Source organism: Vibrio sp. bablab_jr001 (assembly GCF_016464285.1).
Classification (GTDB): Bacteria; Pseudomonadota; Gammaproteobacteria; order Enterobacterales; family Vibrionaceae; genus Vibrio; species Vibrio fluvialis.
Window position 1 is genome coordinate 586,697 of record NZ_JACDWZ010000092.1, and the last position, 19,403, is coordinate 606,099.

Below are 19,403 nucleotides of genomic sequence, written 5' to 3' on the forward strand. Positions count from 1 at the left end.
AAGCTCGCCTAAGCGAGCTTTTTTATTGTTATATTATTCCGTATCTGCTTTTCGCGAAGCACTTGGTTTGCCACCCGTTACCTGATCCGCAGTACCTGCAGCCTTTGCCTGTTCAGCGCGCTTACGGCGAATCTCTTTCGGGTCTGCCAACAACGGACGATAGATTTCGATTCGGTCACGATCACGTACTGTTGCGTCCAGCTTAACGTTGCGGCTGAAAACACCCACTTTGTTTTTGCTCAGATCAATCTCAGGGTACATCTGCAAGATCCCTGAGGTCTGAATGATTTCTTCAACCGTCATGGTTTTATTCACCACCAGCGTCAGTACACGCTGCTCATGCGGAAGCGCATAAACCACTTCCACGTGAATCATGTCGGATTCAATACTCATAGCGCATATACCTGTTTGGCACGTTTCGTAAAGGCATTGACCATATTGCTGGTGAGTTCGTTGAACACCTTACCAAACGCCATCTCGATCATCTTACTGGAGAACTCAAATTCCAGTTTCAGCTCTACCTTACACGCCTGCTCATCCAGCGGCGTGAAATACCAGCCACCACGCAGAGTTCGGAACGGGCCGTCGACCAGATTCATGATGATCGATTCACCATGATTCAATTCATTAGACGTGGTAAACGTTTTGCTGATGCCCGCTTTAGACACATCTACAGACGCCACCATTTTCTCACTCGATGCTTCAATAACACGCGAGCCAGAGCATCCCGGTAAAAATTCCGGATAACGAGCTACATCATTCACTAAATGAAACATCTGCTCTGCACTAAAAGACACCAGGGCAGAACGACTGACTTGCTTCATCTTTTCTCCTCACATTACCCAGAATTCTTGTTCAACCAACCTTTTATACTGAAGTTCGTTCTTCTATCGGCCAATCGGGAATATCACGTTGCAGGGATTGTACTTTTATCCCTGCACGACCTCAAGTTACTGCGTAAATCCCTCTTGAACTCGACAGTCGTTAACCTTATGCTACGCAAAGAAAAGCATTTCCTAACCTTTCACCAATCCGTATAATGCGCCCACTATGGTAAAGAAAAAATCAAACACAAAAGCGGGTAGCAACACTATCGCGCTGAACAAAAAAGCTCGCCATGAGTATTTCATTGAAGATGAAATCGAAGCTGGCATGGAGCTACAAGGCTGGGAAGTTAAATCTCTACGCCAGGGTAAAGCCAACATCGCAGAAAGCTATGTATTCCTGCGTGACGGAGAAGCCTTTATCTCCGGGATGACGATTACACCACTACAACAAGCTTCAACGCACGTGGTCGCTAACCCGACTCGTGTGCGTAAATTGCTTTTGTCACGTCGTGAACTCGATAACCTATTTGGTCGTATTAACCGTGAAGGGATGACTTTGATAGCCACCGCGCTGTACTGGTCTCGCTCATGGGTAAAAATCAAAATCGGTGTCGCAAAAGGTAAGAAACTGCACGACAAACGTGAAGATTTGAAAGACAAAGATTGGCAGCGCCAGAAAGCTCGCGTTATGAAGAGCAATAACCTGCGTTAATCTTAACCACTTGAACGCATATGGCTAGACAGCAAAAGCTTTTCTGGTAGTATGCGAACAATACCTTGGGGCTGATTCAGGATTCGACGGGAATTTTGAAGTCTAAGGTGCATGCCGAGGTGCGGTAGGCCTCGTTAACAAACCGCAAAAAAATAGTCGCAAACGACGAAAACTACGCACTAGCAGCTTAATACCCTGCTAAGAGCCCTTCCTCCCTAGCTTCCGCTTGTAAGACGGGGAAATCAGGAAGGTCAAACCCAATCAAGCTGGCGTGGATTCCCCCACCTGAGGGATGAACCGCGAGAATTAATTCAGGTTAGCCATTCGTTAGCGTGTCGGTTCGCAGGCGGTGGTGAAATTAAAGATCGACTAAGCATGTAGTACCAAAGATGAATGGTTTTCGGACGCGGGTTCAACTCCCGCCAGCTCCACCAAACACCATGTAAGCCTCTGATTTTTCAGGGGCTTTCTTTTTATATACGCATATGAAGAGAGAAAATGAGGTACATCCTGTTCTACATTTGGACGGAGATGACACATTGCACATGACACAGCGGGCTAATGGCGTATGGTATTATCAGCGTCGCATACCCCTCGCTTCCCAGCCCTTCTTCCAGAATAAACAATCCCTAAAGGTCTCACTCAAGACTAAGTCTATCGCTGAGGCTCGCGTTAAAGCACGCCAACTGTCCGTTGAGCATGACACCCTATTCGCTCAACACGAGCAGGCAGCCAGCAGACCAAACACAACAAAGAGACTCACGCACAACCCCTTTGAGTCACTCATAGACATTAAAGAGCAAACCCAACGCCTTTCTGGTATTGCTAAAGTCACTGCCGATAACTTAGTGGGAACTCAATACTTACTGCATACTCAAGCGCTCACTGCGCCATTAGCGCAACGTGAGAGCGTCTTTACGGGCATCGAAGCCCTTCGAGATGACATCCAAGAACTCAAGCATGACCTGACCGAAAACCTGCTCAGCGAGTATGAAGCAAAGCTTTCTCGCGCTTGGAGGGTAATCGAAGGAGCAATGGAGGCAGAGCAATACGAGTACCACACGGGGCAAGCGTATGACATTCAGAGACGGCTTGTCATTGAGAGCTGTAAAAGGTCTGTGTGCGGGCTATCAGCTCTGATTACTCAGCTAACCGACGCAGGTCTGGTGCCCAGTGACATACCTAATGCATCAGATACATACTTACATCAGCTTCGAGGCACACAAGCACCAACAGAGCCTGAGCACCAAGGCTTACTGCTATCTGAGTGCGCTGAGCTCTACGTTAAAGACCGCTCAAAAGACCAGATACGACCAAAGACTCTTGAACGCTACAAGGCTCGCATGCGTCTAATGCTGTACATCTTAGGCGATCGCCCCATTGACTCACTCAAGCGTCCAGACGCCCTGATGTTCAAAGAAAAGCTCTTGCAGTTGCCTGCGAACCTCAACAAAGTGTCTGACTTCAAGGGCTTGTCTGTTGACGATGTTATCGCACTAAAGCCATCCCCGATGTCAGTGAGTACAGCAAACGACACAATGACTGATGCGAGTTCATTCTTCGACTGGTGTGTGCTAAACGAATATGCGACGAAGAACGTGTTTAAGGGACTCAAAGTTAAAACCAACAAAAAGGCCTCAGATGAACGCAGCGCATTCACGGAATCTGACCTCAAGACCCTCTTTCAACACCCATACTTTCAAGGTGGTGAGCGTAAGCATCCACACTACTATTGGTTACCAGTTTTAGGGCTTTACACTGGCGCTCGCCTCAATGAACTGTGCCAATTACATGTATGCGATGTCCGTAGAGATGATGAGAGCGGCTTATGGACGATGACCATCACCAATACTCAAGAAGACCAAAACACCAAGAACTCTAGCTCTGTACGTACAATACCACTGCATCCAAAGCTGCTTGAGTTAGGCTTCATTGAGTATGTGCAAAGCCTTAACCATGAGCGCATCTTCCCCGAATTGAAGAAAGGTCGCGATGGTTACGGTCAAGCTCCATCCAAATGGTTTGGGCGTTTCCGCGATAGCGTGCTACCCAAGGCGAAGGAAGAGAACAAGGCATACCATTCCTTCAGGCACACTTTCATTGACGCCCTGAAGCAGTCAGGCGCATCTTACAGCCACGCAGCAGCTTATGTGGGGCACGGGGACGGAAGTGAAACGTTCGGACGCTACGGAAAAGCCTATGTCGCATCGGCATTAGCACCTATCTTGGACAACATTACGTTCGACTTCGACATAAAGCCCTACGTACTATCCAACTAGTACAGATTAAAAGGTAACACCTGACGCCTACCCAAGTGTTACCTTTCATTTTACATTTTACCTGCGGCTGCTTGGCTCGCTAAGCGGTCTGAATGCTCATTACCTTTGATGCCAGAATGACCTGCTACGTGCTCGACGCTAACACCTGGGCGAATAGCCTTAAGTTCATCTACCAGCATCCACAAGTCCTGATTAGCGACAGGCTTCTTGCTTGAGTTGCGCCAAGCGTTACGCTTCCAGTTATCAAGCCATTCATTGAAGCCCTGCACACAATACTTACTGTCACTAAAGATACTGTCCCCCTCACCAGCTACAAGTAAAGCAATGATGAGAGCGAGAAGCTCAGCCCTTTGGTTGGTTACACCACCAGCCCTGCGAACGGTTGATGAGTACTCATGAATGCAATGTCCAAGAGCGTCGTAAACAGCGACACCAACGCCCCCTTGAAGACACCCGTGCTGATTGTCTGGTGCTGAGCCATCGCAATAGACGCTTAGTGGGCGTTGTGCGTTGTGTAATGTGTGAGTAGTTTGATGTTGTTCCATATGAGTCCTTAATCGTAAAGCCATACCGAAAGCCCCACATAGCCAACTACACCAACGAAAGACTCGTAGTGACTAGCTGACAGCATGGCTTTGCGGTTAAGCGTTGGGTTTGAAGTGAAGTAGGCCTTGTGGTGGCCTTTTGTGAGTTGTGGAGTGTTGAGAGCTAATTAAGCTGCTTCAGGTAGTTGGATAGAAGTATCGTGAACTGAACGTTTAAAAGTGATGCTGTAGTGCGCACCTTCGTCACCACCTAAACACAAGATGAAACCGTGTCGATCTAGTCGCTTTAGTGATTCTCGGATAGTGCGTGGTTTCAGCCGTAGTGCGGCTTCAAGTGTCGCCATGGACACAATAAGATACTTTGCCCCTTTCGGAAGCATTCTCTGAGCCACAGTAAAGACTCGTTTGTCACTCACGCTTGGCCTGTACTGAGGCTCACATACAGAGATTGAAGTCTCATGAAGTGGAATCCCGTACATGTGTGCCAACTGAGACGCAACCTTGCGACAGACAGCCACGTACAACGCTATTGTACGCGCTGAATACGACTCTCGGTTTAGTGCTTTCAAGCTGGCATTGAGACGCTTTTCTAGGCTCTCGTAGGTCAGCATATCGAGCGTCTGAAGCAACCGAAGGATCCGGCGCTTCGACAGTCCTCGACTGCTACCACCCAAGCGACAAGCATTGTCAAAGACAGCCATCTGAGAACGACTGAGGTCTGAGTACTCAAATACATGAGCAAGTTCGACCTTCAGTTTTGAGTTGTTTATATACACCATTACAAAGCCTTTAATAACAATAAGTTAGATAAAAACACTGCAAGACTGCAACATATATAAGAAAGACCTGAGTAGGTCATTTGAGCTGAGTAAACAGGAATGTGATGAGGAGTAAGACGCAGAGCTTAAAGTATCTCTGAGAGCTACTTTAAGTTGAGCTTAGAGTTATCTTTAAGTAAGTGATTGTTATTGTTAATAACTACAATCACATCTTTAAGAAGACTTTAAGTATCCACGCCCTACACCAGCACGTCTTATCAACTTCAACCTCCTATCTAAGGAAGAGCTTCAGTCTTGCGTCTGGTGCATGTATTGCTCTTTGTCTCTCTGCTTGCCCAAGGCATTAAGACTCACTCTCTATGAAGCCGAGAGGTATCGAGGTGATGGCCTTGAAGCCCACTCAGTGCGTGACTCTGATGTGGGACTTCTTGCTGTCGTTTGGCGGCGACAGTCCGCAATAGGTTTACTCTTATAATCAGGGGTTATTACAGACATTTAACACTGGTGCTTGAATACAAGCTCGGTTCTAACTAGAACGCTATGTCTGACGTGGTTTCTCTTATAGGCAGTCGTAATTGAAACAGCATATCGATTAGCGCCGCATCAGGACTCAAAGAGAGCGTAAAGGCAGGGGATGAGAGCGTTGATGAAGTGGTGATTAGATGCAAACGAGACAGTTAAGGGCAGGCATTGCACCCGCCCCTGATTCTTAGATTAGAGAAACTCAGAGTTAATCTCATCCATGTAAGGCGCTAGAACAACCTCTGAGCCATCCGACGCATCTTCGAAGACCCCAAGCCCCACCAGCGCTTTAACGTGACACCACACCTCTTTGTGCAGGTCTACGTCTTGCGTGATGAGAAGTGTTTGAGTATCAAGATGATTTGAGGCTTTAATAGTTAAGACGTCTTTCATATCAATGCTCCTTTGCACTTAAGGTGAACTAAAGATACCGAGGTTCAAACCTGTTGTGTGTGGTGTAATCACTAGTGAGCACAATAAAGTGAATATGGTCACGCAAAGAGCCACCAACTGACTACTTATTGTTCAGCTCACCAACGCTTAGAACACAGTGCCTGCTTCAATCGCCTTCTTCTTCACTCTCTGAACAGTGCTTGCATTACATCCAAGCTCCTGAGCGACAGTACGAATAGACCAACCTGAGAGCAGCAGCTCAATGATACGTTGATGTTGCTTCTCGTCTGCCTTGCGTCCTTGGTACTTCTCAGCCCATTTCTCTGGGTCTGCTCGCAGAGCTTGCCGCCCAGCTTCCGCAGAGGCTAAGCGGTTCTTGCGTTCTGCTGCTGCCATGGCCGTTAGCATCGTGATTTGGATGTCAGTGACCATGTTCTGCATGTCTGCGTCTTCGCTTGTGTAGGCGAAGGTCAAGCCTTGATTGATGGTCTTAATGCACACACCACGACTCAGTAGCTCACGTATAGTCGATTCAGAGTCACGATAGTCCCGCCCCAAGCGGTCAACCCACCAAACAACAAGAGTGTCACCTTTGCGAAGCTTACCAAGTAACACTGAAAGCCCTGCCCGCTGCTTCGCAGGAACTGTGCCCGAGACCTTCTCCTGCGTCACTTCAGCACTAGGATAAAGCTTCAAGATGTCGCTCAATTGGCTGTCTACGTTCTGCTCCTTAGTCGACACACGGACATAAGCAAAGACCATTGAGTTGCTGTCATTGGATTGAGTTGTCATTGTCATACCTCGAACGAGTGCTTTAGGTTGCTGTGTGCTTAATCTATCGTGTGCATATCGGCAAATCAACACCTAAAGCACACAAAAATAACACACTTAGAGTGTGTGCATTTGGGCATAACCTAATAAACACACCACTCTCATAGCTCCTAGTTCAAACACTTATAAAGCCGCAATAGACACAGTTAAAACTGCATAAGGGGGGGACGGGGGATTTGCCAAACTCACACATTAGATATTCAGGCTGTACCCCATTCAAGGAAAATACTCATGAATAAGCCTTAGGACTCACAAAATAGCTATGCAATCAATTGACAAACTTGTTGATATTCAACTACTCTCAAAGCGTATTTGTTAAGAGGGAATCTCGCCATCAACTGAGTGCAAACTCGAGGAAAGTTTCGACTTTCTACCTTTTCCCCCGTGCGTGTTCCAGCCGCCATCGCTTGATGTTCATCATCAGGTTGTTGGACAAGATTGAGAACGAAAGCGCGGGCGGGTTTCGAACCTTTGGGCGACCAAGGTTCGTGAAATGGGAGCTAGTGTTGTTCATCCCTTCTTTGTGAGGCGAACCTTGGAGTTTTCCAGTGGGCATATAGTCTACGGCTTCAAGGGCACAAGGAGATGTTCATATGAACCAAACAGATACAGAACAACAGATGCAAGAAAACCGGAAGCCAAAGAAAGGCTGGAAAGCTTATGCTTGGGCAGGCTTTGTCACCCTCACTAGGATTATTAATATGCTAATCACCATCGCAAGATGGCTAGAGGGAGATGGTGAGTAATGTGTTCTCCCCTCTTTCAACTTAAAGGAACATTTAATGCTTCACAAAGCCTTGCGCCTCATACGGAAGTACCATAATAAGTCCCCTTCGGAAGCAGCGTTAGCCCTCGGTATATCTAAGAACGAACTGTCTGAAATTGAATCGAATCAGCGTCCTGTATCTCCTGACCTTCTAAACAAGTATGCGAACCTGTTTGAGCTCCCTGTTTCTTCACTTGTTTTGTTTTCAGAGACAATTGAAAAGGAAAGGAAGTACAGCCAGATAGTAAGAAAATCTCTCGCAGGGAAAGCTTTAAAAATCTTGGAATGGATGACTGACGAACATGCCCAAAGCAAACACAAAGCTTAAAATTGATACTAGAGGCAAGTTCTACGCTCATACAGATTCCCCTTTGTACAAGCTCAGAACGAAACGACGTCTAGCAGAGGTACTAAACCAACCTTTTCAGGCTCTACAAGCCTTGCGTTCAGACCAAGGTAACTACAAAGAATTCGAAGACACCTCAGGCGGCAAAGCCAGAAAGATACAACAGCCCGCCCGTAACTTAGACGTTGTTCATACGCGAATAGCTAGTCTTTTGTGTCGAATAGACACTCCCGACTACTTACACTCAGGCAAAAGGGGATTTTCAAACGTAACCAATGCCGAAGCACATATAGATAGCCAAAATGTTCTGACGACCGACATTCGCTCATTCTTTCCTTCAACAACTAGGAAAATGGTCTTTTCTTTCTTCTATGGCTTCATGAAATGTGCTGCTGATGTAGCAGATCTATTGGCCGACCTATGCACTATTCATTCACATATTCCAACAGGCAGTCGTCTGAGCATGCCACTAGCATTTTGGGCAAATCATACGATGTTCAATGAGTTAAATGAGCTGTCAATTAAGCACAATGTGAAAATGACGGTTTACGTCGATGATTTAACATTCTCGGGAGAGGCTGTAAATCGGCTATTTTCGTCTTGCGCTCGAAAGATAATATCCAAGTATAGCCACTGCATGCATCCAGACAAAACTAAGCTTTACGGTTCAAAATCTCCAAAACTCATTACTGGGGTCATTGTCCAAGGTGCATCATTAAAAGTTCGAAATCAACAGCACCAATATCTCTTAAGTGAAATGGCGCAATGGTTGTCAATCAAAGACTCACCAAACGCGCTTCACCTCAGCATAACCAATCGAATGCTCGGCCGCTTATATTCAATGTCGGTTATTGATAAGCGTTATCGTGCAAAAGCTAAAATGGTACGGAACTCAACAACCCCTTAGGGAATCGATTCAACTCCCGAATGGGGAACTGAACCCAGTTGTCAGTGTTCTACAAGGTGTGCTACATTCATTGCAACCCTATGATGTACCATCCTTGTATATCAGAGACTTACAACAGGATAAGCGGCAAACTCTCGAATCCCGCCAGCTCCACCAAACGTTTGGAAAGGGCCAACTCGAAAGAGTTGGCCCTTTTTGTATTTACATCTTTCTGATCCAAGTACAATTTGAACTTGAGTACGACAAACCTTGTATTGCATCTGAACATTGAGCCGATCGGGTCCAAACACTCTCAACAATCACAGGTATACCGACACTTCGGAAATGCGGTGCAGCCGTAAAACGATTTGCCTGCATTCTGGCCTTTTTTCGCGAGACGCACGACCAGCTCAGAGTGACAATTAGGACACAACTTAGGGGGAAATTGAGAAGATGGTTCTTCAATCACCGGCTTTTGCGTCAAGCTGCGTCCCTCTTCGATCATGTGAACTAATTCGCTCCCGTTGACTAGCCACAACCGTTTACCTTGAGCAAAAGTGATCGCTTCAGCGGTAAAACCACCAGAGGTCACGATGATCATTTTGCTGGCCTGATGTTCAATCATCACACCATACATCTCTCGCAACACTTGGACCCCAACCTTTCGCGCTTTCCAATGCTTACATTGAACAAGGCTGAGTTCAGCATCTTTGGTGAGCCAAATATCCACACCACCATCCGTTTGTTTCGAGAAAGATTGTTTGACGTCATACCCCTGATGTTTAAAGAATTCGCCGACGTAACTTTCAAACTCAATCCAACTTAGCGCATTCAATGGAGAGGCATTGTTGTGAGTTCGGATTTGAGAACTGGTGGAAAGGTAACGTTGCTTTCTTCGAACTTGTTTAAACAATGCGATGGGTGCCGGAATCAGCAGTACGGCGGCTACTGGCAACGCAAATGTAGGCAGGTTGAGCCCAATAGCATTCAAAACAAAATTGTCAGAGCTCGCCGCCAAACTTGGCAAGACCCATGATAACCCCAAATAACTCGCCGCCGACAACACAACACTCAACCACCATGGCGCGTCCATTAAGTGCCATATCAATCCGTCGTTTTTTCTTGCCATTAAACTTCCCCATAAGCATTTGGGTGCATTTAATCACAAACGAAGCGTTCTTAACTTCGACAGGCTTCATGAATCAACTAAAAGCATCTCCCCGTTTCCCCTTCCCGCCATCATTCCACCTCAGTTGCCCCGGCAATCTGCGCTTTCAGCCAATCGCGAAAGATGCGGGTGGTGTCGTTAGCGGTGTGGGTGATGAGAAAATAACCGGCGTTGGCCGCAATGGGGGTAAATGGCGTGACCAGTTTACCACTGTCGAGTTCATTGGTGATGAGCGCCATGCGCGCCATGGCAATACCCACGCCCGCTTCGGCGGCAGACATCGCCATGTCGGTTCGGTTGAAAAAATGGCCGCGCTGGGTCGCGAGTTCCAATCCCATTTCGGATGCCCAGTACAACCATTCAAAATCGCGTGGCGCTTTGGCCCACGGCATCGCATCGTGCAACAACACCACATCCTGCCAACCAGCGGCATGACTTAACTGTGGGTGCGCCGCCAGATAAGCCGGGCTCATCACCGGCAGCAACGATTCTTCCATCAACATTTCTGCATTTTGTTTGGGGTATGGCAGTGGGCCGTAGTCGATCGCAAGATCGAAATCTCGGCGGTCACTGTCCACCAGCGCGCCCTCAGCAAACATCTGAATCTGAATATCCGGGTTGTGACGATAAAAGTCATCCAGGCGCGGTACTAACCATTTAAAGGCCAGCGACGGCGTCAGCTTGAGGCGAATCTCTTTGCGGTTGTCACGTTGGCTAAGGCTTTGTATTGCAGAATCTATTTCCTGAAAGCTGCGCTGCAACACCGTGAGCAGCGTCTGCCCTGCTTCAGTTAAACGCACACCTCGCGAATGTCGTTCAAACAGGCTAAAACCTAGCTGCCCTTCCAATTGCAACAATTGCTGGCTGATCGCTCCCGTGGTGAGGTGCAGCGCTTTCGCTGCACTGCTGAAACTCGGGTGCTGTGCGACCAGCATAAAGATATGTAACGCGGAGACATTGTGGCTTTTTAACATGACTTGCTTAACATCGCTTGCTTTTAGAAAAACTAAACACTGGTGATAAATATTATCGATTGTTAAGAAAAGGTAAAGCAAAGAAACTAGCCACCAACAAACAGAGGTCGCCGTTTTGATGTCGCGACTTCATAAAACAGTCAGTCGCTCTAAGCAATCAACAGCCTTTGTAATAGGAAGTCGTTATGGAAGTTATCGTATTAGGTAGTGGTGTGGTCGGCCTCACTTCAGCATGGTACTTGTCTCAGGCAGGACACAGCGTCACGGTCGTCGACAGGCAGCCGCGCAGCGCTGAAGAAACCAGTTTCGCCAACGCCGGACAGATCTCTTACGGCTACTCTTCCCCATGGGCGGCGCCGGGCATTCCGCAAAAAGCGGTCAAATGGCTGTTTGAAAAACACGCGCCCCTGAAAATTAAACCGTCACTGGATCCAAAACTGCTGGGTTGGATGACGCAAATGCTGGCGAACTGCCAATTGTCGCGCTACCAGGTCAACAAAGCGCGCATGCTGGCGATTGCCAACCACAGCCGCGCCTGTCTGACCCAACTGAACAAAGAGCACAATGTGCAATATCAGGGCCGTCAGCAAGGGACGCTGCAAGTGTTCCGTGATGAAAAACAGCTGGTCTCAATTGAAAAAGACATGCGTTTGCTGGAAGAGAGCGGCGTGCGTTTTGAACTGATGAATGTCGACTCGTGTATCGCGCAAGAGCCGGGCCTGGCCCCAGTGAAAGACAAACTGGTGGGCGGCCTGTACCTGCCGGATGATGAAACGGGCGACTGCTACCTGTTCTGTCAGCAAATGACGGAACTGGCGAAAGCTCACGGTGTGCGTTTTGAGTTCGATACTCAAATCAAATCGCTGGCGACGGAAGGCAAAAAGATCGTCGGTGTCCAAACCGATAAAGGTCTGCTGAAAGCGGATGCGTACGTGGTTGCGTTAGGCAGCTTCTCAACCGCGATGCTGAAACCGCTGGGCATTGATATTCCGGTTTACCCAGTGAAAGGTTATTCACTGACCGTGCCTATCGTGAATCCAGAACTGTCGCCACAATCAACCGTCATGGATGAAACGTACAAAGTGGCGCTGACCCGTTTTGATGACCGTATTCGTGTGGCGGGCACCGCAGAACTGGCGGGCTTTGACCCATCGATTCCGACCGCACGTAAAGAGACGATTGAAATGGTGGTGCGCGATCTGTTCCCGCAAGGTGGCGATTTCGACCAAGCGCAATTCTGGACCGGCTTCCGCCCAATGACGCCAGATGGTACGCCAATCATCGGTGCGACGCAGTTCGATAACCTGTTCACCAACACCGGTCACGGTACACTGGGTTGGACAATGGCTTGTGGTTCTGCGCATCTGCTGGCGGATATCATGACCCGCGGCAAAGCCGAGATCGACACTCGTGGCCTGAACGTGTTCCGCTACCAAAACGCGTCTTAAATCCCCTCATATCTCCGTCATCCGGTGCTTAATCATGCGCCGGATGGCGGCTATTTTTTAGCCAGAACAATCATCTACTCTTTTCCTGCCTTTCAGCACAGCACTTTATAACGAATAGTTATTCATCCCCAGACGTATTGTTTCCGTACGATCGCATGTAAAAAACAAACCGCTCACTAATTAACCAAATGCTAATAAAGTCGCCATTTTTTAACATTCATTCAGGATTTTGTGTTCCATATCACGCTCCTTAGCATTAGCAGATAAATCAATTAACATTTGAGTTACAAAAAGATTAATATGTTGAACGCAAAACAAACACAACCATCTTTAAACAGGGAAAATACTCATGCAGTCATTTGTTGATTTTCTGAATGGAATTATCTGGAGCCCGGTGCTGATTTATCTTTGCCTTGGCGCTGGTTTGTTTTATTCCATTCTGACCCGTTTCGTTCAGGTCCGTCATTTCTTTGAAATGTGGCGTTTGCTGCTGTCTGGCAAAAGCTCATCAAAAGGCATTTCATCGTTCCAAGCGCTGGCAGTATCACTGTCTGGCCGTGTTGGTACAGGTAACATCGCTGGCGTAGCAGCAGCGATCGGTTTTGGTGGTCCTGGTGCTATCTTCTGGATGTGGGTTGTTGCCTTCTTCGGCGCAGCAACAGCATACGCAGAATCAACTTTGGCTCAGATCTACAAAGAAGAAGACGAAGGCGAATTCCGCGGCGGTCCGGCTTACTACATCGAAAAAGCGATGGGTCAGAAATGGTACGCATGGATCTTTGCTATCGCGACCATCTTCGCGTGTGGCGTGCTGCTGCCTGGCGTTCAGTCAAACAGCATCGGTAACGCGGTAGAATCTGCATTCGGCTCAGGCCCAATGATTGAAACGGCTATCGGTACTTACAGTTTCGCAAAAATCTTTACTGGTACGGTTGTTTCTATCCTACTGGGTTTCATCATCTTCGGTGGTGTAAAACGTATCGCTAACTTCACGCAAATCGTTGTGCCATTCATGGCGCTGGCTTACGTGATCACTGCATTCGTTATCATTCTGCTGAACATCGGCGAAGTGCCACGCATCTTCGGCATGATCCTGGGTGACGCATTCACGCCTATGGCGGGTCTTGGCGCAGCCATCGGCTGGGGTGTAAAACGTGGTGTTTACTCCAACGAAGCGGGTCAAGGTACTGGTCCTCACGCAGCGGCAGCGGCCAGCGTAGAGCACCCAGCACAGCAAGGTCTGGTTCAGTCTTTCTCTATTTACATCGATACTCTGCTGGTGTGTTCAGCAACAGCGTTCATGATTCTGATCACTGGTGCGTACAACGTACACGGCGGCGCAGAAGGTGCCTTCCTGGTACAAAACCTGGCGGCGGACATCAGTGCGAATGGCCCGGTATTTACTCAGGTTGCGATTGAAAGCGCGCTACCAGGTGTGGGTAAACCATTCGTTGCATTCGCGCTGTTCTTCTTCGCGTTTACCACGATTCTGGCTTACTACTACATTGCAGAAACCAACATCGCCTACATTCGTCGTACCTTCAAAATCGACGGTCTGGTGTTCATCCTGAAACTGGCCATCATGGCAGCGGTATTCTACGGTACTGTAAAAACAGCGAACCTTGCCTGGGCAATGGGTGACGTGGGCGTTGGTCTGATGGCATGGCTGAACATCGTCGGCATTCTGATCATCTTCTTTATGGCAAAACCAACCATGGCAGCGCTGAAAGATTACGAAGATCAGCAAAAGCAAGGCGTTGAAGAGTACGTATTCAACCCAGTGAAGTTGGGCATCAAGAACGCCACTTACTGGGAAGAGAAATACAAGCGCAAAACGGGCAAAGCACCGAGCGCTGAAGTTGAAGACACGCAAGTCGTTGAGCAGCCTTCAACCTAATTAATAATAAAAAAAGCAGTGGATTACACAAAGCAAAAGGGCCGGCATACGCTGGCCCTTTTTTTATTTCGCATAACCTTGCCACCCGACCGTCGCTATTGAAACTCCGGATAGATATCGCGCATGTCCTGCAGTATTCGCTCAAACAGCTCCATCGCGCTTTGTGTCATAATATCGCGCTTAGGCCGCACAACAGAGATCACGCTGTCGGGAATGTTGTCCAGAAGCGGGACGACCGCAAATTCGTTCTTAATATAATCCAGTTCCAGCGACTCCGTCGAAAACAGCGCCGCTAAATCCGCCGTCTGAATCAATGAGCGAGCCAATGTCATCGACGTGCATTCACGGATCCGCGACGGAATCGGTAAACCGTTCACCGCAAACAACTGATAGTGGTATGTGTTAGGGTCATCCGGCGCATCCAGCGTCACCCACTCACTTTGATGCAGAGCACGCAGTGAACGCGTATTGCACAGCGGATGCGATTTGCGCGTGACGACAACATTCGGAATGCGGCAGATAGCCTGCCAGTCAAGCGCACTGTCAATCACTGGGATCTGCGACGTAATGGCGAAATCGACCCCACCCTGACGAATCTGTTCCAGCAACGGAGCTGGTCTTAATTCGACAATTCTCAGGGTCACTTCCGGATGACGACGCATGAACTCGTTGAGGCTGGTCGTCAGCGATTTGATCAACGAGGCAATCGGCGTTACGCCCACCGTAACCAGACAACTGGAAATACCACGCATGGTATCGATGTCCTGTTTGGCACGCCGCGCGGTTTCATTCATCATTCGCGCGTAACCCAATAATCGCTCACCGTACGGCGTGAGGTTTAAACCGCTGGCACTGCGTTCAAACAGCGCAACACCGTACTGCTGTTCCAGTTCTTTGATGGCTTTGCTGAGAGCAGGCTGAGTCAGATGCAACTGCTCGGCTGCCGTTTTCAGGCTTCCTGCCTGACTGACGGCCAAAAAGGCTTTGATTTGATGTAGTTTCATGTCGCTATATATACCTTTTCGCGTGCCGCTCGCAAAGCCACAGTGCACTAATTTTAGCTTTTAGCTAAGTAATTGCTCACTAACTGAACCCAACATGCCGCGCCAATCGTCACTAAGCGATCATTGAAGTCGTATCCCGGGTTATGCACCGAGCAGCCGTGCCATTCGCCCAAGCCGTTCGCCAATGTGAAATAACACCCTGGTCGCTGTTGGAGCATCCAGGCAAAATCTTCACTGCCGGTGATCGGCTGAGCTTCTTCCCCTGCCACATTATCTTCCCCCAGCACAGCTTGTACGGCCTTGCGCGCCCAGCGCGTCTCTGCCGCAGCGTTGAAAATCGACGGAACCTGACGCAGATATTCGACCTCGCCCTGAATGCCAAATGCGCGGCACTGCCCCGCGACGATGTCGCGAATTCGCCGCTCGATCAAATCCTGATTCTGCTGACTAAAGTTGCGCACCGATAAGGTCATCATCGCATCATTGGGAATCACATTCGGTGTGGTTCCGGCCTGGATCTGGCCAATGCTGACAATGCTCTGATCGCTCGGAGAGATGTTGCGCGACACAATGCTCTGTAAACCGAGAATGATATGACCAATGGCGATCGTCACATCAGCAGAGAGATGCGGCAAAGCCGCATGCCCGCCTTTGCCCGTCAGGCGAATGGTGACTTTGTCGGACGAAGCGCTGAAAATTCCGCTGCGTACGTCGGCCTGCCCCACTTCTTTGCCCGGCATATTGTGCAGCGCAAAAATCGCATTGCACGGGAAACGCTCAAACAGACCATCATCAATCATGGCCTGAGCGCCGGAAAGGCCTTCTTCATCAGGCTGAAAGATCAGATTCACGGTGCCATCAAACGGTTTATGCTGCGCCAGATAGTGCGCCGCAGCGAGCAAAATAGCCGTGTGACCATCGTGTCCGCAGGCATGCATGCGCCCATCAATAGTACTGGCATAAGGTAAACCGGTATTTTCCTGAATTGGCAGCGCATCCATATCCGCACGAATACCGATGGAACGCTCCGCACTGCCATGCTTAAGTACGCCAACCACGCCGTGTCCGCCGACCTGAGTATGTGTTTCATACCCCCACTCTTGCAGTAACCGGGCGACGAGTTGCGCGGTATTCGGTACTTCAGAACCCAGCTCCGGATGGGCATGAATGGAATGGCGCGTCTGAATAAACTGCTCACAACTTTGGACAAAGTCAGCGTTATTAAGCAGTGAAGAAGCAGGTGTTGTCATCATTAATTCCTTATCAAGCGATCAGTGTTGTTGCGGTGCACGGGTTGGAAAACGCCAGATGGCCAGAGAGCTGACGGCGACGGCCACCATCAGATAAAACGCCGGCGCCATTTTGTTGCCGCTCCATTCAATCAGGCTGGCCACCAGCAGCGGCGTGAAACCGCCAAACACCGTCACTCCAAATCCGTAAATCATCGAAATGCCGCTGGCACGATATTGCTGAGCAAAAGCTTCCATGATCAGCACCAGTAGCGAGGCATTGGAGAGCGCAAACAAGGCAATCAGAGCTCCGATAATGAAGAGCGCTTTGACAAGCGATGCTTCGCCGCCAAGCAGAGTGAATGCAGGATAGATACAGACGAATGCGCTCATCATGCCAATCAGCGGCAGGACTTTGCGGCTTCCGAGCCCATCCGCCCATTTCCCCATAATCGGCATTAACACCATGAGCATAAAACCCGCCAGCACCGCGACAGCAAAAGCCGTCGTGGGGGCATATCCCAACTCTTTAATCAGGTAAGTAGGCATGTAAAATACTTCGATATACATCGATGCGGTTGCGCCCCAGATCATCAGCATGCCGATCAGTACGGTGCGCCCTTGTTTCGACAGCACGGTTTTAAACGGCGTCTCTTCGACAGCGGTCTGTGCTTGGTGCGGTTCATCCAGATGGCGGCGGATATACCAGCCAACGGGGCCAATTAACAAACCAAGTACGAACGGAATACGCCACCCCCAGCTATGCACTTGATCCTGAGTGAGTAAGCCATTGATCGCAAAACCGATCATTGCGCCCACCAGCGCCGCGGCGCCTTGGCTCGCCAGTTGCCAGCTCACCATATAGCAGCGACGCTTATAGTTATCCGATTCCATCAGAGCAGCCGATGCCGCGCCGATTTCGCCACCAGCTGAGAGCCCCTGCAACAAACGGCCAACCACCAGCATCACCGTGGCGGCAATACCGATGCTTTCGTAAGTCGGCGTTAACGCGATCATGCCTGTACCAATGGTCATCAGCGCGATGGTCAGTGTCAGCGCCGCTTTGCGGCCATGTTTATCGGCATAGTTACCAATCAATACCGCGCCAAGCGGACGCATAACAAAACCGACACCGAATGTTGCCAACGACAGCAACAATCCGGCAGCCGAACCTCCGACATTGAAAAACAGTTCGCCGATAATGACGGCAAAAAAACTGTAGACCGTGAAATCGTACATCTCGAGCCCATTGCCCAGTGAAATGGCGACAATCGCTTTGCGTGAACTCAGCGGCTTCGCAGGAGCGGTGGAGACGGACGTCAGATCTTGGCTCACTGAGCCAGAAAGTGTGCTGCTCATGGTTTCCCTTCCTTATAATGATCGCGATTCATTCGCTATCGACTGATTAGATAATAACCATTGCCATTCAATCACTAAGAAACCAAAAGTAATCCACAAAACTTTTGGTTGAGTTTCCAACTCGACGATTTGCCCAAGCATTCAGCAACGTGCGCCGTTTATGTGCAGCTAGCCAGAAAGTAAACCCAAAAGAGAAGAGCATAGAGGAAAGCAATAGTGCAGGAGCCGAGAAACCCACGATGTCGTGGTCCCTTGGGAATGATTCAAATCGGCAAACCAAAAGTTATAGGCCTAAAAAAAGAGAAACAAAAAAGGAGACATACGTCTCCTTTTACATGGTTCGCCGGGTTATTGAGTGACTTCAGCCTTGATGGCTGTCCCACCTTTTAACGGGCGCTTCGCCCAGTAACCTGCTAACAGAGAGCCGGACAAGTTATGCCAGATGGAGAAAATCGTCCCGGCAACGGCCGAAGCCAGAGTGAAAAACTTCATCGCCAACGCGGTCGCTAAGCCTGAGTTTTGCAAACCCACTTCAAAGGCCACCGTACGACAAATGCTTTCGTTAAAGCCCAGTGCACGACAGATCCAGTAACCGGAAGCAAGACCAATACTGTTATGCAGAATGACCGCTAGCGCTACGATAGGCCCAATCGTCGCCAGTTGGCTCGCATTAAGTGCTACTACAATCGCAATGATCATGACAATCGCAACCATAGAGACCAGCGGCAAAACAGGCTCCAGCTTCTCAGTCACCGAATGCAACAACACATTACACAGCAAGCCAATACTCACAGGCACAAGCACGATCTTAACCAAACTCATCAACATGCTCATCGCTGGCACATCGACACTTTGTCCAGCGAGCAACTTCACCAACAGAGGCGTCAGTACCACACCCAATAATGTTGAAATGGATGTCATGGTGATCGACAGTGCAACGTCCCCTTTCGCGAGATAGCACATTACGTTAGAAGAGGTGCCGCCCGCGACACTGCCCACCAGCACCATGCCGATCGTCAGCATTGGAGCGAAGCCGAGTAATAAACTCACCAAAAGCGCAGCCAGCGGCATCACGGAAAACTGCAGAATCAGGCCGATACCAATCGCTTTTTTATTGGTAACGACATTGAGAAAATCTTTGGGTTTGAGCGTCAACCCCATCGCCAACATGATAATGGTCAGCAGCGGTACGATCTGACTTTTCAAATCGACAAAAACGGAAGGGAAAAAGTAAGCGCAGAGTGAAAACAGCACTGCCCAGAGAGGAAAGAGTTGAGTGATTGTCCTTAACATGGTTATACATTCCTGTTGTGTGTTGCTTTGTTATAGTGTTTTAAATATCACCAACTAAGCTAACTCAGCTCTTCACATCGAAACAACCAGATTTTTATTAAGGGCTTAATTTCAGACAATAAAAAAGGCCGGCACATGGCCAGCC

General features: G+C 48.8%; 18 protein-coding genes and 1 other RNA gene. 8 read left to right on the plus strand and 11 right to left on the minus strand.

Annotation, left to right across the window (positions count from 1 at the left end; translation table 11 throughout):
• Positions 1–33 precede the first annotated feature (33 nt).
• On the minus strand, positions 34–393 hold the full coding sequence (locus JIG40_RS16355; RefSeq protein ID WP_199465655.1) for an RnfH family protein: 360 nt from the start codon (positions 391–393) through the stop codon (positions 34–36).
• Positions 390–824, minus strand: a complete 435-nt coding sequence (locus JIG40_RS16360; protein ID WP_020431427.1) for an SRPBCC family protein — start codon at positions 822–824, stop codon at positions 390–392. Before JIG40_RS16360 ends, JIG40_RS16355 begins: the two co-directional genes overlap by 4 nt.
• 226 nt (positions 825–1,050) lie before the next feature.
• Here JIG40_RS16360 and smpB point away from each other — a divergent pair, with 226 nt between their 5' ends.
• The 3 genes from smpB (at position 1,051) to JIG40_RS16375 (ending at position 3,818) form a co-directional block, all read left to right on the plus strand.
• The gene (smpB, locus tag JIG40_RS16365; RefSeq protein ID WP_020328134.1) at positions 1,051–1,539 is read left to right on the plus strand and encodes an SsrA-binding protein SmpB; all 489 of its coding nucleotides are present in this window, start codon (positions 1,051–1,053) and stop codon (positions 1,537–1,539) included.
• Positions 1,540–1,606: 67 nt separating this feature from the next.
• Positions 1,607–1,973: a transfer-messenger RNA gene (gene ssrA, locus JIG40_RS16370) on the plus strand.
• Between the two features lie 111 nt (positions 1,974–2,084).
• Complete coding sequence (locus tag JIG40_RS16375) at positions 2,085–3,818, plus strand: site-specific integrase (protein WP_244662687.1); 1,734 nt, start codon at positions 2,085–2,087, stop codon at positions 3,816–3,818.
• Between the two features lie 50 nt (positions 3,819–3,868).
• Here the strand turns inward: JIG40_RS16375 and JIG40_RS16380 are convergent, their stop codons facing one another.
• The 3 genes from JIG40_RS16380 to JIG40_RS16390 all read right to left on the minus strand — a co-directional run bounded on the left by JIG40_RS16380 (position 3,869) and on the right by JIG40_RS16390 (position 6,849).
• The gene (locus JIG40_RS16380) at positions 3,869–4,363 is read right to left on the minus strand and encodes an RNase H family protein (protein WP_000434915.1); all 495 of its coding nucleotides are present in this window, start codon (positions 4,361–4,363) and stop codon (positions 3,869–3,871) included.
• Between the two features lie 1,493 nt (positions 4,364–5,856).
• The gene (locus JIG40_RS16385; RefSeq protein ID WP_000655893.1) at positions 5,857–6,057 is read right to left on the minus strand and encodes a hypothetical protein; all 201 of its coding nucleotides are present in this window, start codon (positions 6,055–6,057) and stop codon (positions 5,857–5,859) included.
• A gap of 147 nt (positions 6,058–6,204) precedes the next feature.
• The gene (locus tag JIG40_RS16390) at positions 6,205–6,849 is read right to left on the minus strand and encodes a recombinase family protein (RefSeq protein WP_199251228.1); all 645 of its coding nucleotides are present in this window, start codon (positions 6,847–6,849) and stop codon (positions 6,205–6,207) included.
• 632 nt (positions 6,850–7,481) lie between these two features.
• Between JIG40_RS16390 and JIG40_RS16395 the strand changes: the two genes are divergently transcribed.
• The 3 genes from JIG40_RS16395 to JIG40_RS16405 are packed head-to-tail and all read left to right on the plus strand — an operon-like array spanning position 7,482 to position 8,907.
• A complete protein-coding gene (locus JIG40_RS16395) occupies positions 7,482–7,634 on the plus strand; it encodes a hypothetical protein (protein WP_158124406.1) in 153 nt (50 codons plus the stop codon).
• 36 nt (positions 7,635–7,670) lie between these two features.
• Positions 7,671–7,982 carry a helix-turn-helix transcriptional regulator gene (locus JIG40_RS16400; RefSeq protein WP_032082146.1) on the plus strand — a complete coding sequence of 104 codons (312 nt, stop codon included), beginning with the start codon at positions 7,671–7,673 and terminating at the stop codon, positions 7,980–7,982.
• On the plus strand, positions 7,957–8,907 hold the full coding sequence (locus JIG40_RS16405; protein WP_158141057.1) for a reverse transcriptase family protein: 951 nt from the start codon (positions 7,957–7,959) through the stop codon (positions 8,905–8,907). Before JIG40_RS16400 ends, JIG40_RS16405 begins: the two co-directional genes overlap by 26 nt.
• Positions 8,908–9,199: 292 nt before the next feature.
• On the opposite strand, the gene JIG40_RS16410 is transcribed toward JIG40_RS16405, so the two are convergent.
• Together JIG40_RS16410 and JIG40_RS16415 are read right to left on the minus strand one after the other, a co-directional pair.
• A complete protein-coding gene (locus tag JIG40_RS16410; protein ID WP_100268996.1) occupies positions 9,200–10,015 on the minus strand; it encodes a restriction endonuclease in 816 nt (271 codons plus the stop codon).
• 110 nt (positions 10,016–10,125) lie between these two features.
• Positions 10,126–11,028: a LysR substrate-binding domain-containing protein gene (locus JIG40_RS16415; RefSeq protein ID WP_199465657.1), complete on the minus strand. Its 903-nt coding sequence runs from the start codon at positions 11,026–11,028 to the stop codon at positions 10,126–10,128.
• 185 nt (positions 11,029–11,213) lie between these two features.
• Between JIG40_RS16415 and JIG40_RS16420 the strand changes: the two genes are divergently transcribed.
• Together JIG40_RS16420 and JIG40_RS16425 are read left to right on the plus strand one after the other, a co-directional pair.
• Complete coding sequence (locus JIG40_RS16420) at positions 11,214–12,476, plus strand: D-amino acid dehydrogenase (protein WP_024374641.1); 1,263 nt, start codon at positions 11,214–11,216, stop codon at positions 12,474–12,476.
• Between the two features lie 349 nt (positions 12,477–12,825).
• A complete protein-coding gene (locus JIG40_RS16425) occupies positions 12,826–14,373 on the plus strand; it encodes an alanine/glycine:cation symporter family protein (protein ID WP_199465658.1) in 1,548 nt (515 codons plus the stop codon).
• 95 nt (positions 14,374–14,468) lie between these two features.
• On the opposite strand, the gene JIG40_RS16430 is transcribed toward JIG40_RS16425, so the two are convergent.
• The 4 genes from JIG40_RS16430 to JIG40_RS16445 all read right to left on the minus strand — a co-directional run bounded on the left by JIG40_RS16430 (position 14,469) and on the right by JIG40_RS16445 (position 19,258).
• On the minus strand, positions 14,469–15,377 hold the full coding sequence (locus JIG40_RS16430; protein ID WP_199465659.1) for a LysR family transcriptional regulator: 909 nt from the start codon (positions 15,375–15,377) through the stop codon (positions 14,469–14,471).
• 53 nt (positions 15,378–15,430) lie between these two features.
• Positions 15,431–16,627 (minus strand): M20 aminoacylase family protein, encoded by a 1,197-nt coding sequence (locus JIG40_RS16435; protein WP_199465660.1) that lies wholly within the window; start codon positions 16,625–16,627, stop codon positions 15,431–15,433.
• Between the two features lie 21 nt (positions 16,628–16,648).
• A complete protein-coding gene (locus JIG40_RS16440; RefSeq protein ID WP_199465661.1) occupies positions 16,649–17,965 on the minus strand; it encodes an MFS transporter in 1,317 nt (438 codons plus the stop codon).
• Positions 17,966–18,313: 348 nt separating this feature from the next.
• Positions 18,314–19,258, minus strand: a complete 945-nt coding sequence (locus JIG40_RS16445; protein WP_199465662.1) for a bile acid:sodium symporter family protein — start codon at positions 19,256–19,258, stop codon at positions 18,314–18,316.
• Between the last annotated feature and the right edge of the window lie 145 nt (positions 19,259–19,403).